Origin of the sequence: Hamadaea flava (genome assembly GCF_024172085.1) — a bacterium.
Lineage (GTDB): Bacteria > Actinomycetota > Actinomycetes > Mycobacteriales > Micromonosporaceae > Hamadaea > Hamadaea flava.
Map to the genome: position 1 here is coordinate 8,130,743 of NZ_JAMZDZ010000001.1, position 22,137 is coordinate 8,152,879.

General features: G+C 70.3%; 22 protein-coding genes. 16 read left to right on the forward strand and 6 right to left on the reverse strand.

The genetic code is table 11. The annotated features are described in order from the left end of the window. Position 1 precedes the first annotated feature (1 nt). On the reverse strand, positions 2-421 hold the full coding sequence (locus tag HDA40_RS37950; RefSeq protein ID WP_253762827.1) for an SRPBCC family protein: 420 nt from the start codon (positions 419-421) through the stop codon (positions 2-4). Between the two features lie 23 nt (positions 422-444). Between HDA40_RS37950 and HDA40_RS37955 the strand changes: the two genes are divergently transcribed. The 7 genes from HDA40_RS37955 (at position 445) to HDA40_RS37985 (ending at position 7,782) form a co-directional block, all read left to right on the forward strand. Further along, a complete protein-coding gene (locus HDA40_RS37955; protein ID WP_253762829.1) occupies positions 445-990 on the forward strand; it encodes a TetR/AcrR family transcriptional regulator in 546 nt (181 codons plus the stop codon). Positions 991-1,087: 97 nt separating this feature from the next. Next, entirely contained in the window at positions 1,088-1,459 is a 372-nt protein-coding gene (locus tag HDA40_RS37960) for a hypothetical protein (RefSeq protein ID WP_253762831.1), read from the forward strand. Positions 1,460-1,652: 193 nt separating this feature from the next. Then, entirely contained in the window at positions 1,653-2,399 is a 747-nt protein-coding gene (locus tag HDA40_RS37965) for an SAM-dependent methyltransferase (protein WP_253762833.1), read from the forward strand. A 101-nt stretch (positions 2,400-2,500) separates the two neighbouring features. Continuing rightward, positions 2,501-3,238, forward strand: a complete 738-nt coding sequence (locus tag HDA40_RS37970; RefSeq protein WP_253762834.1) for a hypothetical protein — start codon at positions 2,501-2,503, stop codon at positions 3,236-3,238. A gap of 35 nt (positions 3,239-3,273) precedes the next feature. Next, positions 3,274-3,924, forward strand: a complete 651-nt coding sequence (locus HDA40_RS37975; protein ID WP_253762835.1) for a 4a-hydroxytetrahydrobiopterin dehydratase — start codon at positions 3,274-3,276, stop codon at positions 3,922-3,924. 131 nt (positions 3,925-4,055) lie between these two features. Beyond that, complete coding sequence (locus HDA40_RS37980; RefSeq protein ID WP_253762837.1) at positions 4,056-4,919, forward strand: alpha/beta hydrolase family protein; 864 nt, start codon at positions 4,056-4,058, stop codon at positions 4,917-4,919. Positions 4,920-5,046: 127 nt separating this feature from the next. Beyond that, a complete protein-coding gene (locus tag HDA40_RS37985) occupies positions 5,047-7,782 on the forward strand; it encodes a helix-turn-helix transcriptional regulator (RefSeq protein ID WP_253762839.1) in 2,736 nt (911 codons plus the stop codon). Here the strand turns inward: HDA40_RS37985 and HDA40_RS37990 are convergent. After that, the gene (locus tag HDA40_RS37990; RefSeq protein WP_253762841.1) at positions 7,779-8,138 is read right to left on the reverse strand and encodes a nuclear transport factor 2 family protein; all 360 of its coding nucleotides are present in this window, start codon (positions 8,136-8,138) and stop codon (positions 7,779-7,781) included. The genes HDA40_RS37985 and HDA40_RS37990 overlap by 4 nt on opposite strands. Before the next feature lie 114 nt (positions 8,139-8,252). On the opposite strand from HDA40_RS37990, the gene HDA40_RS37995 reads away from it, so the two are divergent. Continuing rightward, entirely contained in the window at positions 8,253-8,375 is a 123-nt protein-coding gene (locus tag HDA40_RS37995) for a ribosomal protein bL36 (protein ID WP_253762843.1), read from the forward strand. 6 nt (positions 8,376-8,381) lie between these two features. Here the strand turns inward: HDA40_RS37995 and HDA40_RS38000 are convergent, their stop codons facing one another. Together HDA40_RS38000 and HDA40_RS38005 are read right to left on the reverse strand one after the other, a co-directional pair. Next, complete coding sequence (locus tag HDA40_RS38000; RefSeq protein WP_253762844.1) at positions 8,382-9,143, reverse strand: hypothetical protein; 762 nt, start codon at positions 9,141-9,143, stop codon at positions 8,382-8,384. Positions 9,144-9,180: 37 nt separating this feature from the next. Further along, entirely contained in the window at positions 9,181-9,663 is a 483-nt protein-coding gene (locus HDA40_RS38005; RefSeq protein ID WP_253762845.1) for a MarR family winged helix-turn-helix transcriptional regulator, read from the reverse strand. Positions 9,664-9,744: 81 nt separating this feature from the next. Between HDA40_RS38005 and HDA40_RS38010 the strand changes: the two genes are divergently transcribed. From HDA40_RS38010 to HDA40_RS38040, 7 genes are all read left to right on the forward strand, one after another. Further along, the gene (locus HDA40_RS38010) at positions 9,745-10,221 is read left to right on the forward strand and encodes a hemerythrin domain-containing protein (RefSeq protein WP_253762847.1); all 477 of its coding nucleotides are present in this window, start codon (positions 9,745-9,747) and stop codon (positions 10,219-10,221) included. A 12-nt stretch (positions 10,222-10,233) separates the two neighbouring features. Further along, positions 10,234-11,052, forward strand: coding sequence for an AraC family transcriptional regulator (locus HDA40_RS38015; RefSeq protein ID WP_253762848.1), 819 nt, complete (start codon positions 10,234-10,236; stop codon positions 11,050-11,052). Positions 11,053-11,101: 49 nt separating this feature from the next. Then, the gene (locus tag HDA40_RS38020; RefSeq protein WP_253762850.1) at positions 11,102-11,500 is read left to right on the forward strand and encodes a VOC family protein; all 399 of its coding nucleotides are present in this window, start codon (positions 11,102-11,104) and stop codon (positions 11,498-11,500) included. A gap of 22 nt (positions 11,501-11,522) precedes the next feature. Then, positions 11,523-12,101 (forward strand): uridine kinase family protein, encoded by a 579-nt coding sequence (locus tag HDA40_RS38025; RefSeq protein WP_253762852.1) that lies wholly within the window; start codon positions 11,523-11,525, stop codon positions 12,099-12,101. Positions 12,102-12,179: 78 nt separating this feature from the next. Continuing rightward, positions 12,180-12,689, forward strand: a complete 510-nt coding sequence (locus HDA40_RS38030; protein WP_253762854.1) for a hypothetical protein — start codon at positions 12,180-12,182, stop codon at positions 12,687-12,689. Positions 12,690-12,693: 4 nt separating this feature from the next. After that, a complete protein-coding gene (locus HDA40_RS38035; RefSeq protein ID WP_253762855.1) occupies positions 12,694-13,794 on the forward strand; it encodes a sensor histidine kinase in 1,101 nt (366 codons plus the stop codon). Beyond that, on the forward strand, positions 13,791-14,441 hold the full coding sequence (locus HDA40_RS38040) for a response regulator transcription factor (protein WP_253762857.1): 651 nt from the start codon (positions 13,791-13,793) through the stop codon (positions 14,439-14,441). Before HDA40_RS38035 ends, HDA40_RS38040 begins: the two co-directional genes overlap by 4 nt. Here the strand turns inward: HDA40_RS38040 and HDA40_RS38045 are convergent. Further along, complete coding sequence (locus tag HDA40_RS38045) at positions 14,438-15,601, reverse strand: low temperature requirement protein A (protein ID WP_253762859.1); 1,164 nt, start codon at positions 15,599-15,601, stop codon at positions 14,438-14,440. The genes HDA40_RS38040 and HDA40_RS38045 overlap by 4 nt on opposite strands. Before the next feature lie 72 nt (positions 15,602-15,673). On the opposite strand from HDA40_RS38045, the gene HDA40_RS38055 reads away from it, so the two are divergent. Next, entirely contained in the window at positions 15,674-17,575 is a 1,902-nt protein-coding gene (locus tag HDA40_RS38055; protein ID WP_308197807.1) for a sigma-70 family RNA polymerase sigma factor, read from the forward strand. A gap of 123 nt (positions 17,576-17,698) precedes the next feature. On the opposite strand, the gene HDA40_RS38060 is transcribed toward HDA40_RS38055, so the two are convergent. Next, positions 17,699-22,003 carry a galactose-binding domain-containing protein gene (locus HDA40_RS38060; RefSeq protein ID WP_253762861.1) on the reverse strand — a complete coding sequence of 1,435 codons (4,305 nt, stop codon included), beginning with the start codon at positions 22,001-22,003 and terminating at the stop codon, positions 17,699-17,701. Positions 22,004-22,137 lie beyond the last annotated feature (134 nt).

The following is a 22,137-nucleotide window of genomic DNA, read 5'->3' on the forward strand; positions in this document are numbered from 1 at the left end:
CTCAGGGAGCGGTGGCCGCCCGCTGGAGTCCGGCGTTCTCGGTCGCCAGCGCTTTGGCGAAAGTCTTGCCCAGCAAGGCTCCCAGGAGTTTGGCGCCCGGCCCGGACAGCTCGAGGACGAGGGTGTTCCGGCAGCTGACGTCGTCGCCGTCCAGCAGATGCCGCCCGGTCATGGTCACGCCGAGTCGCCGCGTCTGCCAGGTGAACTCGCGGGCCGGCTCAAGCCGGGTCACCGTCCAGATCGCGGGGGACTGGGCCGGCTGCCAGATCTTGGCCTGGCTGCCCTCGTGGAGCGGGCCGTCGTCGAGGCGGACGACGCGGCGCATCGTCGGCGTGATCGACGGCAGGTTCTCGACATCGGTGGTCAGCTCCCACACGCGGTTGGTGGGTGCGTCGATGGTGACCGTGTTCTCCCAGCGCATGACGTCAATGTACCATTCGGTACATGTCAAGCGCGCGGGCGGAGATGCTGGATCGGGTGACGGCGTACGCGGCCGAGAACGGCATCGGCGCCAAGAGCCTCCGGGAGATCGCCGACGGGATCGGCAGCAGCCATCGGATGCTCCTCTATCACTTCGGTACGCGCGAGGGCCTGCTCGCGGCGATCGTCGAGGCGGTCGAGCGGCAGCAGCGGGAGGTGATGACCGAGCTGGCCGCGCGCCACGAGACCGCGCAGGAGTTGATGCTGGCCCTGTGGGAGCGCGTCTCCAGCCCCGAGGCACGCCCGTTCGTGCGCCTGTTCTTCGAGGTCCTCGGCTTGGCGGCGCAGGGGGCGGCCGGCGCTGACCAGCTGCTGAGCGGCCTCACCGAACCGTGGCTGGACAGTGGAGCCGAGTTGGCGCCGGGCGTACGCCGTGAGGCGATCCGGGTCGGTGTGGCGGTCGTCCGCGGATTGCTCCTCGACTTGGTCGCGGGAGCTGATCCGGCCGATGTAGACCGAGCCTACCGGCTGTTCGCGGGGTCCTTCGAAGACCTGACCCGGATCGGATGACGTCGATGCCAGTCGTTTAGGTGACGGAGCGGAGTCATTCATTCACTCCGGGCGTACGGTGCTAGCAACCCCATCGCCTCTCCGAATCGAGGGTGACATGAGCAACGTTCAGAAGTGGGGCTACGCCTGCGCCGGCGTCGGCCTCGTCCTCGCGGTCGGTACCTTCATCGGCTTCGCGCTCGCCGATGGCGAAGGCGCCAAGACCACTCTTCTCGTCGCCGCGACGGTCTTCACCGTCGCCGGCGCCAACGGCCTGGGCGCGGGCCTCGCCGACAACGTCAAGACCGGCAAGTGGGTCGGCATGATCGTGGGTGCCCTGGGCTTCATCGGCTGGGGGATCGCCTGGCTCGGCGACAGCACGCTGAAGACCTCCTTCGGCTGGGCGGCCGTCTTCGCCGCGATCGCCGCGGTCGCCTCGATGGTTCCCGAACTGTTCGGGGGCAGCAGCGCACCCGCCGCGACCAACTGACCATCTCGAGGAACGCCCGGCCGGACGCCGAGAAAATCGGATGCCCGGCCGGGCGTTCGCGCGTACGGTGACCGCGTTCTGACACGACGACCTGATGAGGTGCATTGGATGACGGTTCAGGCAGCGTCCGCCCCCGTGGCGGGCCGACTTCATGGTTCAGTCCTGATCCCGTCCAGTCCAAGGAGCATCCATCGTGGATCTTCCACGCCCGTTCGTCATCCGCGAGAGCGGTCACCGCATTCACAACCCGTTCAGTCCTGAGAAACTCGACATCCTCGGGCGGGCGTTGCGCCTGACGCCCGGGACGAACGCCCTCGATCTGGCCTCCGGCAGCGGCGAAATGTTGTGCACGTGGGCTCGTGACCACGGCATCACCGGGGTCGGCGTCGACATCAGCACACACTTCACCGCGAGCGCCCAGGCGCGCGCGGCTGAGTTGGGTGTCGCCGACCGCGTACGCTTCGTCCACGGCGACGCGGCCGGACATATCGCCGAAGAACCGGTCGGTCTCGCCGCCTGCATCGGCGCGACGTGGATCGGCGACGGCCTCACCGGAACGGTGGAACTGCTGCAACGCAGCCTCCGGCCCGGCGGCCTGATGCTGATCGGCGAACCGTACTGGCGGCTCGACCCGCCGGACGAGACGACCGTGGCGGAGTCGCACGCGCACGCCAAGGAGGCGTACCGCCCGCTGCCCGACCTGCTGAGCCACTTCGGCGACCTCGGTTACGACGTGGTCGAGATGGTGCTGGCCGACCAGGACAGCTGGGACCGCTACACGGGGGCGCAGTGGCTCAACCTCCGCCGCTGGCTCGACGAGAACCCCGACGACGAACTGGCCGAGCAGTTCCGCGCCGAACTGCGGGACGGACCGGCGAGGTACGCGCGCTATCGCCGTGAGTACCTCGGCTGGGGCGTCTTCGCCTTGATGCGCCGGTAACCCGGGCGCGTGCCGGGCTCGCCCCCATCGACGAGCCCGGCACGCTGTGCCGTCCCAGCGCAGCTGGGGCGGGGTGGCTGTGGGGGCGCACAATGCGGTACATGGCATGGTGGCGTCGCCCGAGCTGCCCGGTACGCCCGGTGGAGCAGGAGTGGATCGAGCAGTCGCTGGACTGGTTCGTCGCCCAGTTCGGCCGGGTTCGGCTGCTCGGCGAGGTGGTGCTGCCGACCGACGACTACTTCCCGGGTGTCTACCGTGGCACGCGGGACGACGTCCGGACCGTGGTCGGGCGGCTGTGCGAGCACCTGGGCGTCGATCCGGGGCGCGTCACGATCGAGCACGGCGACGCCGATGACTCCGACGGCCTGGCGGCGCATGTCCCGGTGGCCACGCAGTCGTCCGGCGCGGCCGGCGACTACCGGCTGGAGAACGGCCGCTCGATCATCGGCATCCGCGACGACCAGGCAGCGAACCCGATGGCGCTGGTCGCGACGATCGCCCACGAATTGGGGCATCTGCTGCTGCTCGGGGATCAGCGGATCACCGCCGACCGGGCGGATCACGAGCCGCTCACCGATCTGCTCACCGTCTTCTTCGGCCTGGGGATCTTCACGGCGAACTCGGCCCTGGACAACCGGCGCGAAGTGCGTGGGGAGTACGCGTACCGGAGCACGAGCCGGCTCGGCTATCTCACCGAGCCGATGTACGGCTACGCCCTGGCCCGGTACGCCTGGCTGCGCGGCGAGAAGTCGCCGGGCTGGGCCAAGTACCTCGACACGAACCCGGGCACCTTTCTGGACCGTGGACTGCGATACCTCCGCGCCGAACGCGCGGCGTGACGGGCCGGTGCTGGTCACCGGGTTACGGTGGGGGGATGACCGACCGGATGACGGCACGGCAATTCCACGACGCCGAAGGGGTCGGGGACTGGCGGGTACTTTTCGACGGGGCATGCGCGTACTTCGACACGGGATCGTTCGCCACCGGGGTCGCCCTCGTCGCGGAGATCGGCCGGTTGGCCGACGAGGTGAATCACCATCCCGACGTCGACCTGCGCTATCCCGGCGTGACGGTACGCCTCTGGACGCACGACGTCGAGGGCCTGAGTCATCGGGACGTGGCGTTGGCCCGCCAGATCTCGGCGGCCGCCCGGGACCTGGGCATCTCGGCCGACTCTGGTCCGCTGCAGTGCTACAACCTCACCGTCGACGCCCTGGTTCCGGTGAACGTGCGCCCGTTCTGGGCGGCGTTGCTCGGTTACCGCGCCGGTGCCGACGACGATCTCGTCGATCCCCGTGGGCGTGGCCCGTCGGTGGGGTTCCAGATCATGGATACCGCCCGGACGCAGCGCAATCGCGTACATCTGGATGTCTCCGTGCCACATGATCAGGCCGAGGCGCGGATCGCGGCCGCGCTCGCCGCGGGCGGGCGGATGGTGTCCACCGAGCACGCGCCGGCCTGGTGGGTCCTGGCAGACATGGAAGGCAACGAGGCGTGCGTCGCGACGTGGCAGGGCCGTGATTGACCCGCCGGACAGGTGATTTCGCCGATGCGCGGCGACCGGCTCCTTTAAAAGAATCGCATCTGTCAATATTTTCGGCTCGTCCGGCCGGCGCTCCCCCTGCGGCCGGCGGGCCACTTCCCCCGGGAGGGCAGATGCACCTTCGCAGATCCCGGCTGCTGGCCATGTTGTCGCTGGCGCTGACTCTCGCGGTCGGCGCGGCCGTGGCGAGCCCGGCGCACGCGCTCAACCCGTACCAGCGGGGTCCGAACCCGACGGACGCGATCCTGGAGGCGAGCAGCGGTCCCTACGCGACCTCGTCGATCAGCGTGCCGTCGATCGTGAGCGGATTCGGCGGCGGCCGGATCTACTACCCGACGACCACGGCCGACGGGACGTTCGGCGGCATCGCCATCTCGCCGGGCTTCACCGCGACCTGGTCCAGCCTGTCCTGGCTCGGCCCGCGCCTGGCCTCGCACGGCTTCGTCGTGATCGGCATCGAGACCAACACCATCTACGACCAGCCGACCAGCCGGGGCCAGCAGCTCCTCGCGGCGCTGGACTACCTGGTCAACACCAGCTCGGTGCGGACCCGCGTCGACTCGTCCCGGCTCGCGGTGGCCGGGCATTCGATGGGCGGCGGAGGTACGCTCTGGGCGGCGAACTCGCGACCGTCGTTGCAGGCGGCGATCCCGCTCGCACCATGGAACACGGACAAGTCGTGGAGTGGCGTACGGGTGCCGACGCTGATCGTCGGCGGTCAGTCCGACACCGTCGCGCCGGTCGCGACCCACTCGATTCCGTTCTACACCAGCATTCCGGCGGCGTCGGAGAAGGCGTACCTGGAGCTGCGCAGCGCCAGCCACTTCTTCCCGCAGACGGTCAACACGACCGTGGCGGTGTCGATGGTGTCCTGGCTCAAGCGGTACGTCGACGACGACACGCGCTACGACCCCTGGCTCTGCCCGGGGCCGTCGGGGCTGTCCGTGTCCGACTATCGCGACACCTGTCCGGCCTGATTCCGGCCTGATTGGGGCTTGACGCGCATCGATGCAGCCGGGGTGCCCGCCCCGGCTGCATCGCGTCGCCCTCTTCCCCTGCCGTTACCTGTGGGTAACACTGGACCGCATGGTATTTGCATCGACAGTGCATGTATCTCGGTTGCGCGGCCGGAACCGGGAGGCCGACGCCATCGCCGGCCTCCTCGCGGGAGCCGCCGCCGGACGAGGCGGCGCCCTGACGATCTGCGGCGACCTCGGGCTCGGCAAGTCGGCGCTGCTCGACCACGCTGAGCGTACGGCGACGGGGTTCGCCGTGTTGCGGACGGCCGGGGTGGCCGCCGAGGCGCATCTCCCGTACGCCGGACTCATCCGGCTGCTGGAACCGCTCGCCGGCGGCGTCGACCGGCTGGCCGACGAACACCAGCGTGCCGTACGCCAAGTGCTGCGCGGCGAGGGGAGCCCCGAAGCGGACCGGCTTGCCCTGCGCCTCGGCGTGCTGGCGCTGCTCGGCTCGGCGGGCCGCCCGGTGCTGTGCGGTGTGGACGATGCCGACCTGGTGGACCCGGCGACCGGCGACGTCCTGGCGTTCGTCGCCCGGCGGCTGAGCAACCGGCCGGTCGCGGCACTGCTCACGACCAGTCAGCCCGTCGACGGCGTACGCACGCTCCGGCTCGCCGCCCTGGACTTCGCCGACAGCCAAGCCCTGATCGCCGATCGGCTGGACCTGGTGGACGAGGCCGTCGCCGCGCACCTCGCCGAGATCGGCCACGGCAATCCGCAGGCCCTGGCCGACCTGGCCGAATCGCTCACCGCCGCGCAACGGGCCGGCGTCGCACCCCCGCCACGCGGACTGCCCGGCGGCAGCCCACTGCGGCAGGCGTACCGGGCGCGGGTGGAGGGTCTGCCGTCGGAGACCCGGGAACTGCTACTCCTGGCGGCGACCGAGGAGGCGATGCACACCTCGACGCTCGCCCGCGCGGCCGAGGCGGCCGGTCTCGGGCTCGGCGCGCTCAGCCCGGCGGAACTGTCCGGAGTGGTACGCGTCGCCGACGGCGTCGTCACCTTCCCGCAGCCGCTCGTGCGGCTGACCGCGTACGAGCTGGCTCCGTCGGCCCGGCGACGCGAAGCGCACCGGCTGCTGGCCGGACTGCTCGACCGGACGCCGGATCGGCTGCGCCGGGCATTGCATCGGGCGGCGGCCGGGCACGCGCCCGATCCGGTCCTGGCGGCGGAGCTGGCCGAAGCGGCCACCGGCAACGTCCGGCCCGATGAGGCCGCCGTCGCCCTGGAACGAGCGGCCGACCTGTCCGGCGATCCGCAGACCACGGCGGCCCATCTCGTCGCCGCCGCCCGGTCCGTGTGGCTGGCCGGCCGCCCGGCGTACGCCCGATGCCTGATCAGCCGCGTCCGGCGGGCTCTGGCCGACGTTCCGCGTACGCCGGAAGCCGACCGCGTCCTCGGCCAGACCGACCTGCTCCTCGGCGAGATCGAGCTGCGCTCCGGTGCGACGGCAGCCGCCCTGGACGCCCTGCTCGCGGCGGCCGACCGGCTCGCCGACAGTCATCGGGCGCTCGCCGTGAGCGTCCTCATGCGAGCATCGGAGGCGGCCTGCTTCTCCGGCGAGTACCCCCGGATCGCCGAGGTCCGGGCGCGCGCCGAAGCCCTGCGACGACCGGACGACTCGCTGCGACTGCGATTCGTGTTCGCGCAGATCGACGGGTTCGCCGCGACCTTCACCGGCCGGTTCGACCAGGCTGGTCCGGCCCTGCGCGACGCGATCGCACTCAGCGAACGACTCGGCGAACCCGGCGCGTTGGCCGCCGCCGGGGCCGCCGCACTGTTGCTGGGCGACGACCACACCGCGTTGCGGGTGACCGAGCGAGCCTGTGCCTCGGCCGACGCGGCCGGCGACCGGGCCGTGCTGCCGGTGACGCTCGAGCTGATGGCGTACGCGCAGTTGTGGCTCGGCCGCCACGACGCGGTCCACCAGACCTGTCTGGCCGGGCTGCGGGCGGCCCGCGCGGGCGGTCAGGAGAACTACGTCGGCGATCATCTCGGGCTGCTCGCCGTGCTGGCCGCCGTACGTGGCGAGACCGAGGAGTGCCGCCGGCGCCTCGATCAGCTCCGGGCGCCGGTCGAGGCCGGCCGGGTCAGCCGCCCCCGTGTGCTGCGAGATTGGGCGTTGGCCGTGCTCGACCTGGCCGCCGGTCGGTCGGCCGAAGCGCTGAGCCGGCTGGCGGGCATCGCCGACCCGGCCACCGGCCACGGGCACGTCGTCGTGCAGGTGCTGGCCACCCCATCGCTGGTGGAGGCGGCCGCTCGGTGCGGTGCGGCCGACCTGGCCCGGCCCGCCTGGCAGGCGTACGACCAGTGGGCGGAGCAGACCGGCGACCCGGCACGCCGCGCGTTGGCCCGGCGCTGCCAGGCGTTGCTGGCCGAACGGGGCAGCCCCGAAGCCGAAGCGCACTTCCGGGCGGCGCTGGACCTGCACGCGGCGTCCGACGCCGACTTCGAACACGCCCACACCCAGCTGCTGTTCGGCCAGGAACTACGGCGTACGCGCCGACCCCGGGACGCGCGCGAGCACCTGCACCGGGCGTGGGACCTGTTCCAGTCGACCGGCGCGGTTCACTGGACTGATCAGGTACGCGCCGAGCTGCGGGCGGCCGGCGAGCCCATCGCGACGCCGACGCTCGACGCGTCGGCGGCGTTGACCGCGCAGCAGTTGCAGATCGCGCAGTTGGTGGCCGACGGAGCGACCAACCGGGAAGTCGCCGCTCAGCTGTTCATCAGTACGCGTACCGTCGACCACCACATGCGCAACATCTTCCACCGGCTCGGCATCCGCTCCCGGACCGAACTCGTCCGGGCCTTGCACTAGAACATGCCGTGGGGGATCTCGGCGTCGTCGGGGACCGGCTGCACGACGTCCCAGTGCTCGACGATCTTGCCGTCGGCCAGCCGCCAGATGTCGACGACGGCGAGGTCCTCGTCGGGCGTGCTCATCCGGTAATGCAGGACGACCAGGTCGTCTTCGGCGATCACGCGCTTGAGGTCGAGTTTCGCCCCGGCCACCGGCGCGGTCGCGATGTACGCGATGAACGCGTCCCGGCCGGAGGGGTTGCCGGGGCTGTGCTCGACGAAGTCCTCGTGCAGCAGGGTCCGGAGGATCTCGATGTTGCCGGCGGCGAACTCGGCGAAGCCGTGCAGGACCAGGTCCTTGGTGCTGTGTGTCATGCCGATCACGCTCGCAGCCGACCGCGCGCGGGGTCTATTACCTCACAGGTAACAGGGAATAGGCCCCGGCCGATCGACGTTGCAGCGCACGTTCCACCAGGAAAGGGGAGTGCGATGAAGGTTCGCAGCTCATTGCGGTCGCTCAAGCAGAAGCCCGGTTCGGCCGTCGTCCGCCGGCACGGCAAGCTGCTCGTGATCAACAAGCGTGATCCGCGGCTGAAGGCCCGGCAGGGCTGACGCCGGTCAGGGGCGGATGATCACCGCCTCGCGGAGCGTACGCAGAAACGCGGCCGCCTCCGCGTGCGACGGCTTGCCGTAGAAGACGCCGACACCCATGCTGCCGTGGTCGATCCACGCGCACAGCACGACGGCCTGCTTCTTGTCGTCCTTGCCGTCGCCGCACTTGAGCAGGCCGCCGAGTCGCCCCGCTGAGTAGTCGGCCACGTTACGCAGATCCGGCCCGGCCCCCTGAACCACCGACTTCAGGGTGCCGGCCGGATCCCAGATCAAGCCGGTGCCGCCGAACGCGATCACGGAGCGGCCGGCGGTCCGTGGGTGGACGAATCGGTCGGCGAAGCTGTCGTCGACGTACTCGCTGGCCCGGATTCGGAACTTCGTTTCCTCGGCGATGAGGCGGACGAGGCCGTTGTCGTCCCGCTCGAATCCGGCCACAGTGGACGGAGTGGCGGCGATCCGGGACGGATACTCGCCACGGAGCGGCGCGGTGATCACCGCACAGGCGCCGCAGCAGATCAGACTCAGCACGGCGAACACGCCCAGCACCCACGGCCAGCGGCGGCGACGGCGTACCTCCACGACGATGACCTGTGGCGGTGGCACCGCAGATGGCACCGGCAGCGGCGGCGCAGCCGCCGTCGGGGGCAGCGGGAGCGTCGGGGGCAGCGGGAGCGTCGGGGGTATCGGCATAGGCGTCGTCGGCGGCGGGGGAACCGGAGCCGAGCCGTGCCAGGGGTCGGCGGCTGGTGGCAGCGGGGGATCGACCACGCGCACATTAAACCGCCCTCGGCCGTGGGCCCACCAGTCAGGCATCGAGTTCGGTGAGCACCTCGCGTTCGTAGGTGGCCAGGGTGTCCACGAACAGTTTGCGTTGCGCCGGGGTCAACGGCTCCAGGGCCTTGCGCCAGGCCCGGGCGCCCTGCGAAAGCCAGGCGTCGATCGACGGCCGCCGGGGTTCGGTGATGCTGACGATGGTGCGCCGGCGGTCGGCGGGGTCGTCGGTCCGCTCGACGACCTCGCGTTTGCTCAACTCGGCGATCATCAGGCTCACGGTGGTCGGTGCGATCTCCAGCCGGCGGGCCAGTTCGCCGACCGTGAGGGGCCCGTCGAACAGCAGGTACGACAGCAGCGACAGGTGCCGGGGAGCGAGGGCGAGCGTCTGCAGCTCCTCGGGGATCCGGATGCGCTTGACCCGGCCCACCATCCGGGGCATGAGCAGCAACAAGGTCCGGATGCCGTCGTCGACGCTCAACCCCTCGGCCGGATCCGCCCGCTTCGCCGTTGACATAGCTTTGTCTCCAAAGTATTTTTGCTTTCAAAGCCAATTCTTTGCTTAGCTGAGCGTACCGGCTCTTGGAGAGGCCAACCCATGTCAACGCCCTTCAGCCAGGTCGACTCCATGGCCGCCGCCCGCATTCGCGCGGCGGCACGACAGCTCGCCGATATCCACCGCGCCCTCCGCGAGGACCTCAAGCGAGTCCGTGTGGCCGCCCAGGCGTACGCGGACGGTGCTGGGGATGAGCCGCTAGCGCTGCCCAACCGCCTCGCCGAACACTGCGTGGCGTTCTGCGAAGCGCTGCACGCACACCACACCGGTGAGGATTCGCTGGCCTTTCCCTATCTCGACGCCACCGTGCCCGAGCTGCGGCCGGTGCTGTCCCGCCTCCGGCAAGAACACGTCGTCGTCGCGGATCATCTGCGTACGCTGCGGGGATTGCTCGACATCGGACACACCGACCCGGGTGCGCTGCTCGGCCGCCTGGACCGGTTGACCGCCGACCTCGACGAGCATTTCCGATACGAGGAGGAGCAGCTCGTCCCGGCCCTGCGAGCGCTCGACACGTGAGACAGTGGGGGCATGCCTCTCGCGGAGACGGCGGACCGGCTCGCCCCGCTGCCGTTGCGGCATGCCGTCGGGGTGTACCGCGGATATCACTACAGTGGCCAGGCACCGGGCGTACACCGGGGGCTGCCGTCGCTGGGCGTCACCGTGGTGGTCAGCCTCGCCGCGCCGACCCTGGTCGCATTGGACGCGGCCGAGACCCCACGCGGCTACGCGTCGCTCGCCTCGGGGATGACGGTCGGCCCCGCGTACATTCCGCATGACGGCGAGCAGTACGGCGTACAACTGGAATTGACTCCAGCCGGTGCCCGCGATCTGCTGGGGTTGCCCGCGGCCCCGCTCGCCGCGCTGGTCGTGCCGTTGCCGGAGTTGCTGGGCCGGGACGCGCGCGAGCTGATCGAGCGGATGGCCGACGCGCCGGGCTGGCCGCAGCGATTCGACGTGCTGGACGAGGTCCTGACGCGTCGCCTGGGCCGCGTTCGCGACCGTGACCCGGCGGCCGAGGTCGCGCACGTCTGGGACGCCATCGTCATGCGAGCCGGCGCGGTACGCGTGGACGCGCTGGCCGCCGAGGTCGGCTGGAGCCGTCGGCACCTGTCGGCCCGGTTCGCCGCCGAGTTCGGGGTGTCGCCGAAGGACGCGGCCCGCATCGCGCGGTTCGACCGTTCGCACCGGCTGTTGCGCGGCGAGCAGAAACTGTCGCTGGCCGCGATCGCCGCCAGGTGCGGCTACTACGACCAGCCGCATCTGGATCGGGAGTGGCGCGCCCTGGCCGGTGCCGCGCCGACGGCCTGGCTGGCCGAGGAGAATCTGCCGTTGCGCCCGTTGGACTGAGTTCCCATTCGTCCAAGCCGGGCCGCCCGCGATGCGGCAGGGTGAAGGCATGAGCGAGATCAAGACGGCCGTGTGGCCGGTGTTGCGCTACCAGGACGGGACCGCCGCGATCCGGTTCCTCGTCGAGGCGTTCGGCTTCACCGAGAAGGCTGTGTACGAGGGCGACGGCGGAGTGATCGACCACGCCGAGTTGACCTGGCCCCAGGGCGGCGGAGTGATGCTGTCGAGCCGGTCGGCCGAGGGCGACGAGGTGCGGACGTCACCCGGCATCGGGTCGGTGTACCTGGTCACCGACCAGCCGGACCTGCTGCATGATCGGGCGGTCGCGGCCAGGGCGAAGATCGTGCGCGGGCTGCGCGACGAGGACTACGGCTCGCGGGGGTTCACCGCCCGTGATCCCGAAGGCGTCCTCTGGAGCTTCGGGACGTATGCGGGAGAACCCGACTGAGCTATCGTCCATGATCGTGACGATGGCGGAGGACATTCTGGCCAAGGCGATGGCTCGCCCAGCGATTGACGGCGTACGCGTGATCGGGGTCGACGGCGGGGCCGGGAGCGGCAAGAGCACCCTGGCCGGGCAGCTGGCCGAGCTGTCCGGAGCCGGGCTGGTCGAGATCGACGACTTCGTCTCCTGGGACGACTTCGCCGGCTGGTGGCCCCGGTTCGACGAGCAGGTGCTCACGCCGCTGTTGGCCGGTCAGGACGCCCATTTCCAGGTACGCGACTGGGCGAACGACTGGCGCGGCGGGTCGCTCGGCGGCTGGAAGACGCTGCCCTGGCAGCCGGTGGTGGTGATCGAAGGGGTCACCTGCACCCGGCTCGCGACCGAGGGGCGGCTGGCGTACGGGGTCTTCGTGGACGCGCCCGCCGACCTGCGGCTGGCCCGAGGGCTCGCCCGCGATCACGGTCAGGACCACGACGTCCGGGAGTTGTGGGAGCGGTGGCTGGCCGAGGAGAGCGACTTCTTCGCCGCCGACCGTACGTGGGACCGCGCGGACGCGGTGGTGAACACCGGCTCCGATCCGGCGAGCGTCACCTACCGCGTCTGACGCCTCCACCCCCGGTTCCACCCAGGTTCCACCCGTGGGTTGGAGCCTTCCGGCGCGCGGATTCCTACCGTCGAGATCATGAATTACGCGCAGATCCTGCTCATCGCCGCAATCCTCGTGTGGACCATGGTCCGCCGGATGGCCGGGCAACCCGTCCAGAGCCGGCGCATGGTCCTCATTCCGATCGGCGTGACGATCGCGGGCGTGGCCCAGCTCGGCTCCGGGCATCTGCCAGTGGCGGACCTGCTGCTCCTGTCGCTGCAGGCGGCGTTGTCGATCGGCCTCGGCCTCGCCCGGGGCGCGTCCGTCCAGGTGTTCCTGCGGGACGGCGTCGCCTGGTGCCGCTATCGCTGGCTCACCCTCGGGCTGTGGGCGGCCACGATCGGCGTACGCGTCGTCTTCGCGGTCGTCACTGGAGCGTTCCGGTCGGGCGGGGCCGCCTCCGGTCTGCCGTCGCTGCTGATCGGGCTCGGCGTCGGGCTGCTGGCCGAAGCGGCGATCGTGCTCGTCCGGGTCACCTCGAACGAGCTGCCGATGGCGCCCGACGGCCGGGCGGGGCGGGCGGACCGCCGTCAGCCCATCCTGTAGAACAATGATCATGGACTGGCGGTACGCCCAGGGACCGCGGTGGTTCACGACCCTCCGCGGCCTGGTCATCATGGGCCTGCTCACCGCGGGCTCCGTCAGCAACGCGCCGGCGGGCCGGGTGCCCTTGACCGCTGCCGTTCTCGTCGTGGTGGTGCTCGGCTGGCTCGCCTGGCTGGTCCGGCCGGACAGCGAACGATGGCTGTTCGCCGGTCTGGCCGCGGTCGGGCTCGGCGGCGTGGTCCTGGCGGCGACGCCGAACGGGGTGGCGTTCTCGTTCGTGGTCGTGGCGGCGATCCGCTCCGCCCGCCGGCTGCGGCCCGCGTACTCGCTGATGGTCACCGTGGGCCTCGCTGTCCTCTTCGCCGTGGCGTGCCTGCTCACCGGGCGCGAGTCCATCCTGCTGACCGGCGGACTCGGCATCCTCGCCATCTGCGAGCTGGCCGGGCTCGCCCGGCGGCAGAGCGACCAACTGCGCGAACAGCGCCAATTGGCCCAGGCCGAACAGGCGCGGGCCGAGGCGCTGGCCCAACGCGCCCAACTGGCCCGCGAGGTCCACGACGTGCTCGCCCACTCGCTCGGCGCGCTCAGTGTGCAACTCGAATCTGCCGACGCGCTGCTCGAACACGGCCGCGCGGAGCAGGCTCGGGAGGCCATCGGCAAGGCCGGGCGGCTGGCCCGCGACGGTCTCGCCGAGACCCGCCGCGCGATCGGCGTGCTGCGCGGTGACACGGTCCCGCTTTCCCAACTGGTACGCGATCTCGCGGCCGCGTACGAAGCTCCCGTGACGGTACGAGTGGACGGTGACGAGGTTCCGCTGGTCCCGCAGGTGTCGCTCGCGCTCTACCGCACCGTGCAGGAGTCACTGACCAACACCCGCAAGTACGCCCCCGGCGCGACCGTGACCGTCCAGCTGACCTACTCGGCGCGGCAGGTCGAGGTGACCGTGACCGACGCCGGGGCGGGCCGGCCCACCGGACAACTGGCCACGACCGGCGGCGGCTACGGCCTGACCGGGCTGCGGGAACGGGCCGAGTTGCTGGGCGGCACCTGCACGGCGGGTCCGCGCGACGGCGGCTGGGCGGTCGATGTCAGGATTCCCCTGTGATCAAGGTGGTGGTGGCCGACGACCAGACGACGATCCGGGAAGCACTCGCCCTGATGCTCGACCTGTTCGACGACTTCGAGGTGGTCGGCACCGCCGCCGACGGCGCCGAGGCGGTCCGGCTGGTCGCCGAGTACGGAGCCGACGTCGTCCTGATGGATCTGCGGATGCCGGGCACCGACGGGGTCACCGCCACCGCCCGCCTGCGGCAAGAGCATCCGGCGACCCGAGTCGTGGTGCTGACCACCTACTCCGACGACGCCGACGTGCTCGCCGGGCTGCGGGCCGGGGCCACCGGATATCTCACCAAGGACGCCACCCGAAACCAGATAGCGCAGGCGATCCGGGCCGCCGCCGAGGGCACGTCCGTCCTCGATTCCGAGGTCAGCCGCAAGCTGCTCGCCGCGGCCGGAGACGGGCCGGCGGCGTACGCGGGGGAGCTGCCCGACGGGCTGAGCGCCCGGGAGGCGGAAGTGCTGACGCTCATCGCGGCCGGCCTGGCGAACCGGGAGATCGCCGCCCGGCTCTTCGTCACCGAGGCGACGGTGAAGTCGCACATCAACCGGCTCTTCGCCAAGATCGGGGTGACCGACCGGGCGCAGGCGGTGCGGTACGCGTACCGGCACGGGCTGGCCGCTCCCGACGATTAGGGAACAGATCCCGCCGGCTCACCGGCGTCGACGCTGAGGCTGTCATACAGGGCGAGTCCGACGACGATCGCCGCCGCGGAGATCGCCGCCCAGTACGCCGGCACGGCGAGCGTCGCGACGCAGCCGGTCGCGAGGGCACCCAAGGTGAGCAGCCGGGAGATCCGCACGCTGCCGATCACCGTCGCGAAGTACCAGGTCATCGGGGCGATGTAGAGAGCCGGGCCGCCGAAGAGCAGCAGGTTCGTGGTGAGTCCCGCGGTCTGATGCGGGTCGGCGATGACCCGTGCGTCGCCGACCGCCGTCACGACCAGCCCGGCGACGCCGATCATGAGCCCGTAGACGGCACTGCGTCCGGCTCGGATCGGATCGTCGGTGCGGTCGAGGTGCCGCTGCACGATGCGCTCCGACCGGCGAAAGTAGATCCAGAACAACGCGACCGTGCCGGCCAGCGCGACGGTGCCGGAAATCAGCGTCATCAGCGCGATCGGCGCATCGGCGAGAGCGATCCCCGTGGTGAGCACCGCTTCGCCCAGGGCGATCAGGGTGAACAGGCGGCAGCGTTCGAGCAGGTGCCGACCCGCGAACGTGACCCGCCGCGAGTGCAGCGTACGCCGCGGCAGCGGATGCGCCAGCCACACGCCCACGACGTCGATCAGAGCTGCCGCGGCCCACCAGCCCAACCGGGCATGCCCGGCGACGGCCGCCCCGGCCAGCCAGAGTGGCGTGGTCGCCACGGTCCAGATCAGCGACCGGGTCATGTGGTCCTGGTTGACCGGGCCGATCCCGACAGTCAGCAGCCAGCCGCCCCGGCCCAGCTGAATCGCCAGATAGGTGACGACGAAGACCCAACCGGCGTCGTCGAACGCCCGGGGGATGGCCGCGTTCATGAACAGCCCGCCGAGCATCACCAGCAGCAGCATTCGCCGGGTCCGCGGATGGTCGGTGACCAGCATCGACCCCGCCCAGGCGGTGTACATCCAGGCGCTGAACACGGCCAGGTACAGCACTAGCGTCTGGGCCGCGCCGCTCCACGTCGGATGCTCGAGCAGTTGGTGGGACAGCTGCCCGATGGCGAAGACGTAGACGAGGTCGAAGAACAACTCCAGCGGCTCGACCTCGTGCCGGGCCGGGCTGCGGGTGAGGTCGGCGGAAGGCGGCATGCCCACAGTGTGCTGTCCGGGGATTGCGTACGCGGTGCAACCGGATCAGGGTCTGGGGCGTGTCGTGTTGGTATGGACTTCGGGGACTTCTACCAGTCGACATCGCGCCGGACCCTGCGGTACGCGTACGGGCTGACCGGGAACCTGCAGCAGGCCCAGGACGTGACGCAGGAGGCGTACACCCGGGCCTGGCAGCGCTGGCGGCAGGTCAGCGGATACGACGACGCCGAGGCGTGGCTGCGCGTCGTCGTCAACCGGCTCGTCCAGGACTGGTGGCGTCATCTCGGCGTACGCCGCCGTATCCGGCTGGAGCCGATGCTGCCGCTGCCCGCCCCGTCGGAGGACACGGTCCTGCTCACCACGGCGCTCAAGCAACTGCCCCCGGCGCAGCGACAGGCGTTGGCGTTGCACTACCTGCTCGACCTGTCGGTCGCCCAGATCGCCGCCGAGACCGGGGTCAGCGAAGGCACCGTGAAGTCATGGCTGTCCCGAGGGCGGGCGGGGCTGGCCGACAGCCTCCGGGAGGAGGCCGACGCCGCCGGCCTGCGCGACGCCGGGCAGATCGCCGGGGCCGGCCGCCGCCGACGGCGTACCAAGGCGATCGCGACGGTGACCGCCGCAGGCTTGGCCGTGATCGCGGTCGTGACCCTCGCGGTGGCCGTCGTCCGCAGTACGCGTCACGACCAGCCGCTGAACCCGAGTCCTAGCACCACCGCCCACACCTTGCGGCGGCTCGGCGAGCCGCTGCCGGGGTCGAGGCAGGCCGCGGTGGAGGCGACCGTGTCCGGGGGACGGTTCTTCGTGGCGGTGGCCGACGCGCACGCCTTGACGGTGACAGCTCTGGACAGCGCGACCGGACGGCGCGTGTGGCAGCAGCAGGTGCCGGGCCGGCACGACTCGATCGGCGGCGTGGTGGCGTCAGACGGGTTCGTCGTGGTGTACGACGCGGCGATCGCCGACGACGAGAACGGCGTGATCAGCAACCAGATGAACGTCCTCGATCCCGATACCGGCGAGCTGTGGTGGCAGCGAGAGTTCGCAGATCCCGACGGCAATGGCCCCGGGCTCGGCGAAGCTCCGATGGGCACGGCCCGTGAGGTCGCACTCGTCGGTGAGGTGAACAGCGGCAAGCTGACCGCATTGAACTGGCGCACGGGAACGGTGCGCTGGACGTTGCCCGGCGACGGCTCACGGACGATCGGTGAAGTGGTCACGCGGGAGGACGGCTACTCAGGCTTCGGCGATTCCCAGTACGACGCCACCGCCTTGACGTCGGTGCTCCGGTTGAGCCCGTCCGGGGAACTACGGAGGTACTCGCTGACGAATGGCCAGTGGACCGAAGGCTGGAAATCGGTGCCCTACTCGAAGTCGACCGACTATCTGGCCTACGGCGGCCGGCTGTATCTCCGGACGGCCACGCAGTTGACGACATTTCCGTTGTGGGACAACGGAATCGGCCCGATCGTCAGCTACACCGCGAACCCGGTTGCCCAGGGCACGAAGGAGACGAGCAGGTTGTGGGATCTGACGCCCTGCGGCGGGGACGCCATGTGCCTGATCGACGGCGGCAATCCGGTGGAGGAACGCGGCCGCAATCCGTACGAGCTGGTCGCGATCCACGCGGGGAACACAGTGAACCGCGTGGCGCTCGACCGGGACACGTTCATCAACACGGCCGGTCCGTACGTGCTGCTGTCGAGTGGAGGTCTCTTCGACTCGGCACTGCGCCAGATCGCGCCGCAGGGTCAGCGAACGGCTTGGCCGGTGCCGACCGGCACGGGCCAGGTGCTACTGGTGGACCGCCGGACCACCGACCAAGGACGCTGGGAGCAGACGGCGTTGACGCTGTTCGACCCGGTCGCTGCGCGGGCGACGTCGCTGGGCACGATCGCCATGAACCCCAGTTGGTTGGCGACCGCGCCGGGTCGGCTGGTCGTCGAAACCGAGGCCGGCATCGAGCTGTACGCGTACTGACGCTTTGACAGATGCAGATCACGGTTACGCAGGCTTCCGCCAGCGGTTTCGGCCTGCGTAACCGTGATCCGCAGGGAATAGGGGCGCCCCGCTGGCAGGCGGGACGCCCCGGGAAACGGACCGTCAGCTCCCGGTGATCTGGAACTGCGATCCCGGCTGGATGACGATGTTGCCGTCGGCGTTGCCGGCGCAGGTGACGTTGCTGAGCACCGCGTTGCCGCGTGCCCCGCTCATCGCGAGGATTCCGGCGCCGTTGACCGACCCCTGTACGCGTACGTTGGTGATCTTCACGTTAGGCATGCTGCCGCCGCCCGTCTTGAACTGGATCCCGTCGTACGTCGAGTCGTAGATCTCGGTGTCGCGGATGGTCACTCCGACGATGTCGGTGGTCGACGCGAACAGGGTGATCGCGCCGAATTCCTGCGCCTCGCCCCAGAACACGCCGCCCGCCCGGTAGAGGGCGTTGTTGGCGACGGTCGTCGTCCCCGAGAACGGCAGCGGGCTGTGGTCGGTCGCCAGCATGATTCCCGGATAGTTCATGGTGTCGAAGATCAGGTTGTTCTCGATGGTGTTGCCGTAGCCGCCGTAGATCGCCGCGCCGTTGGCTCGCCAGGGCAGCTGGATCGTGTTGTTGGTGAAGTGGTTGTCGTGGCCGATGTCGACCGACTGGTCCTTGACGTACGGGTTGGCCCAGACCGCCAGGGAGTCGTCGCCGGTGGTGCGGAACGACGAGTTGAACACCGTCGAGTTGCGGGTGCCGTTGGAGAAGTTGATCCCGTCGGCGTACGTGTCACGGATGCGCATCCCGCTGAACTGGAGCCCGTCACCGGGGTTCCAGTACGCCGGGGTGTCGGAGTAGTCGCGGCCGACCCAGGCGCCGACGTTGACGTGCTCGATCCAGAGGTTGGCGACCTTGGTGTTCTTGCCGAATCGGCCGTTGAGGCCGTGGCCGCGGTTGGCCCGGTTCGTCGTCATCCCGAAGATCGCCAGGTCGGACAGCTGCACGTTGTCGTCGATGTCGAAGCCGACGTTGCCCTCGTGCGGGTGGTTGATGTTGCCGACCACGTTCTGCGGTTCGGTGTTCGTGTAGAGCGTGGTGTACCACATGCCCGCGCCCTTGATCACCGCGTTGCGGATGCCCTTCTGGTTGTACTGGTTGCGGGTCGGGTCGGGGGACAGGATCTTCTGCTCCTGCCGCCATTGCCCGGCCGGGATCCACACGCAGCTGATCACGCCGTTCTCGTCGTCGGTCACCGCTCGCTGGATCGCGCTGGTGTCGTCGAGCCCGTCGTCGGGGATCGCGCCGTACTGGGTGATCGAGGTGCACTCGGCCGGCTTGGCCAGCTCCGGCGCGACCTGCTCGAGGTCGATGAAGTCGACGATGTAGAAGGTCGCGGTGTCACCGGAGTCCCGCTGGAGCCGGAACTTCGTCCCCGGCGGGTAGCTCGCCGACAGCAGCGCGTGCGACTCGTCGAACAACCGGCGGGCGTTGGCCTGCGGCGAGTTCGACAGGCTCTCGGTGTCGTCGGTGGTGCCGTAGAGCCAGCTGTTGCGGGACGAGAGGGTGATCTTCTGAGCGAAGGCTCCGTTGATGTAGAGGCTGAGCGTCCGGTCGATGCCGCCGCCGCTCGGAGCGTCCGGGATCGAGTTGCGGACGACGATCGAGTTCGCCTGGTTCGTGGCGGTGAACTCGACGTACTGGCCCGCGTTGTCCAGGCGTACCGACTGCCGGCCGGAGGACTCGGTGGCGAAGTTGGTGTGCCCGAAGGTCCGCAGCGGATCGGCCGTCAGGAGGGTGCCCGAGTAGGACGCCGATTCGGCCTCGTACTCGGCGTAGGGCACGGCCGCGCCCCGGCCGACCACGATGGCCTGGGAGAACGAGTTGTTGGTCTCGTTCGTCTCGGTCACCACGCCGGTGGCGTCCGCGGTCGCCGTGATCGTCGCGCCGCCCGCGGTCGCCGTCCAGGTGCCGGTCACCGGCACGGCGACGGTCGCGCCCGCGCCGACCGACGCGGTGTTCGTGTTCAGCGTCGTCCCGGCGACGCTCAGCCGGGTCACGCTCGTGACGCCGGTCGCGGTGGTGCCGCGGTTCTTCAGCGTGACGGTGAAGGAGACCGCTTGCCCGGCCGCCGGGTTCGCCGGATTCGGCGCGATCCCCAGCACTTGCAGGTCCGGGCCGGGCGCCTGGGCCACCACCATGCTGGTCGCGTTGGCGGCGCTGTTGTTGCCCTCGTTCTTCTCGAACACCGTGTTCGCCGGATCGACCGTGGCGCTGACGGCGTACGTGCCCATCGCCAGGGTGCCGACGCTGACGCTGACCGGTGCGGAACCGCCGGCACCGATAGCCGGAACGGTGACCGTCGCCTTCTGCGTACCGTTGAGGGCGAAGGCCAGCGTCGTAGCGGCTGAGGCCAGGTCACCGGCGTTGGTCACCGTCGCCGACAGGCTCACGCTGCTCGTCTCGTCCGGCGACGCGGGGCCCCAGGCCAGGTTCGACACCGTCAGGTCCGGGTTCGGCGCGGCCGTGCCGCACACCTCCAGCTCCGCGACCTGGCCAGACGCCGCCCCGGTGTTCGCGGTGAAGCGCAGCCGGAGGTCCGCGGTGGTCGCGGTCACCGGCACGGTCACGCTGTTCACGCCTTGCACGAAGTTGTACGCCGCCGCAGCGACCAGCGACGTGTAGGTGGTCGACGCCTGATCGCGGCCGAACACCTGGAACGTCTGGGAGCGCGTACCCCAGGCCGAGTCCGGGTTGAGCTTGACCGTGACCGACGAGACGGCGTGGTTGGCGCCCAGCGCGACGGTCAGATCCTGCGGGTAGGACGCCGAGCCCTCCCAGTAGGTCGTGACGTTGCCGTCGGTGGCCTTGTCCGGGGTGAACGTGAAGACCGAACCGGTCGCGGTCACCGGCTTGTTCAGTGCGACGTTCGAGCACGCCGGCGGCTGATGCCCGGTACGCGTGACCGTGTTGCTGTTGCCGGACAAGTTACCGGCACCATCGCGGGCGCGTACGTAATACGACACCGTGGCGGTGGTCGGCTGAGTGTCCTGATAGGTCAGCACCGTGCCGAGGGTGGCGATGGCGGAGCCGCCCCGATACACGGTGTACCCGGCCAAGCCGCTGCCGCCGGAGTCGGTGGACGCGCCCCAGGTCAGCGTGATCGTCGTACCCGACTCGGCGTACGCCAGCGCGCCGGGGACCGTCGGCGGGGTGGCGTCCGGGCTGGTCCCTGTACGCGTGACGGTGTTGCTGTTGGCCGAGATGTTCCCGGCGTTGTCGCGCGCGCGTACGTAGTAGGCGACGGTGGCTGTGGTCGGCTGGGTGTCCTGCCAGGTCGTGACCTGTCCGACGGTGGCGGCGAGGCTGCCGTCGCGGAAGACGTCGTACCCGGCCAGGCCGCTGCCGATGTCGGTGGATGCGCCCCAGGCCAGGGTGATCGTCGTGCCGGACTGCGTGTAGGACAGCGTGCCCGGCACGGTCGGCGGCGCGTCGTCGACCACACCCGCGCTGTAGACCTCCAGCTCCGACAGTTGCCCGGCGGGCCAGCCGGTGTTCGCGGTGATCCGCACCCGGACGTAGCGGGCCGACGTCGCGGTGAAGCTGATGGTCACCGAGTTGGCGGCCACCGACGGGTCGAAGGCGTACGCCGCCGACGCCTTCGCGGTGCTGTAGGCGGTGCCGTCCGTGCTCGTCTCGATCGACAGCGTCTGCGTACGCGTACCCCAGGTCGGTGGCAGCTTCAGCACGACCTTGCCGACCGAGACGGCCGAGCCGAGGTCGACACCGGCCCACTGCGGGAAGGCGTTGTTCGCGCTCTCCCAGTAGGTGGCCGGGTTGCCGTCGACGACGTTGCCGGAGCCGTAGACGTCGGCGTGGCCGCTCTCGGTGGTGGGCCGGCCCTGAGCCAGGTTGGCCGCCGAGGTCGAGGTTCCGTAGACCTCCAGTTCGGACAGTTGCGCGGCGGCCCATCCGGTGTTGGCCGTGATGACGACGCGGACGTAGCGGGTCGACGCCACGGAGAAGCCGACCGTCACCGTGTTGCCGCTCGCCGGGTCGAAGGCGTACGCCGCCGACGGCTTGATGTCGGCGAAGCTCGTTCCGTTGGTGCTGCCCTGCACGGCCAAGGTCTGGGAGCGTGCGCCCCAGCCGGCGGGTAGCTTGAGGACGACCTGGTCGATGCTCGTGACACTGCCGAGGTCGAGCTGGGCCCATTGCGGGAAGGCGCCGTTGCTCTCCCAGTAGCTGGCCGCGTTGCCGTCGTTGAGGTTGCCGGCCGCGTACGCGCCGTTGGCGCTGCTCGCGGATGCGGTCTTGCCGAGCGAGAGGTTCGGGCCGCCGGCGGCCTGCGCGGCCGGCGTCCAGCTCACGGTGGCCAGGGCGAGCGTGGCGACGATCGTTGTCGCCAAGCTGCGGAGAAGTCGTCTCATCAGTGTCCCTCCACTGTGCCGGTCTTGCGGCACAGCTGTCACGGTTCGAACATTGAGTTGTCGAAATATTGCACTGATTGAGGCGAGAGGTTACCGAAGCGCCATCGGGGCGTCAACAGCCCGAAACACGCGCA

Coding starts and splice junctions, on each gene's coding strand:
- HDA40_RS37950 (WP_253762827.1), bottom strand. CDS start 421: ATGCGCTGGGAGAACACGGTCACCATCGACGCACCCACCAACCGCGTG.
- HDA40_RS37955 (WP_253762829.1), top strand. CDS start 445: ATGTCAAGCGCGCGGGCGGAGATGCTGGATCGGGTGACGGCGTACGCG.
- HDA40_RS37960 (WP_253762831.1), top strand. CDS start 1,088: ATGAGCAACGTTCAGAAGTGGGGCTACGCCTGCGCCGGCGTCGGCCTC.
- HDA40_RS37970 (WP_253762834.1), top strand. CDS start 2,501: ATGGCATGGTGGCGTCGCCCGAGCTGCCCGGTACGCCCGGTGGAGCAG.
- HDA40_RS37975 (WP_253762835.1), top strand. CDS start 3,274: ATGACCGACCGGATGACGGCACGGCAATTCCACGACGCCGAAGGGGTC.
- HDA40_RS37980 (WP_253762837.1), top strand. CDS start 4,056: ATGCACCTTCGCAGATCCCGGCTGCTGGCCATGTTGTCGCTGGCGCTG.
- HDA40_RS37990 (WP_253762841.1), bottom strand. CDS start 8,138: ATGACACACAGCACCAAGGACCTGGTCCTGCACGGCTTCGCCGAGTTC.
- HDA40_RS37995 (WP_253762843.1), top strand. CDS start 8,253: ATGAAGGTTCGCAGCTCATTGCGGTCGCTCAAGCAGAAGCCCGGTTCG.
- HDA40_RS38005 (WP_253762845.1), bottom strand. CDS start 9,663: ATGTCAACGGCGAAGCGGGCGGATCCGGCCGAGGGGTTGAGCGTCGAC.
- HDA40_RS38010 (WP_253762847.1), top strand. CDS start 9,745: ATGTCAACGCCCTTCAGCCAGGTCGACTCCATGGCCGCCGCCCGCATT.
- HDA40_RS38015 (WP_253762848.1), top strand. CDS start 10,234: ATGCCTCTCGCGGAGACGGCGGACCGGCTCGCCCCGCTGCCGTTGCGG.
- HDA40_RS38020 (WP_253762850.1), top strand. CDS start 11,102: ATGAGCGAGATCAAGACGGCCGTGTGGCCGGTGTTGCGCTACCAGGAC.
- HDA40_RS38025 (WP_253762852.1), top strand. CDS start 11,523: ATGGCGGAGGACATTCTGGCCAAGGCGATGGCTCGCCCAGCGATTGAC.
- HDA40_RS38030 (WP_253762854.1), top strand. CDS start 12,180: ATGAATTACGCGCAGATCCTGCTCATCGCCGCAATCCTCGTGTGGACC.
- HDA40_RS38035 (WP_253762855.1), top strand. CDS start 12,694: ATGATCATGGACTGGCGGTACGCCCAGGGACCGCGGTGGTTCACGACC.
- HDA40_RS38045 (WP_253762859.1), bottom strand. CDS start 15,601: ATGCCGCCTTCCGCCGACCTCACCCGCAGCCCGGCCCGGCACGAGGTC.
- HDA40_RS38055 (WP_308197807.1), top strand. CDS start 15,674: ATGGACTTCGGGGACTTCTACCAGTCGACATCGCGCCGGACCCTGCGG.
- HDA40_RS38060 (WP_253762861.1), bottom strand. CDS start 22,003: ATGAGACGACTTCTCCGCAGCTTGGCGACAACGATCGTCGCCACGCTC.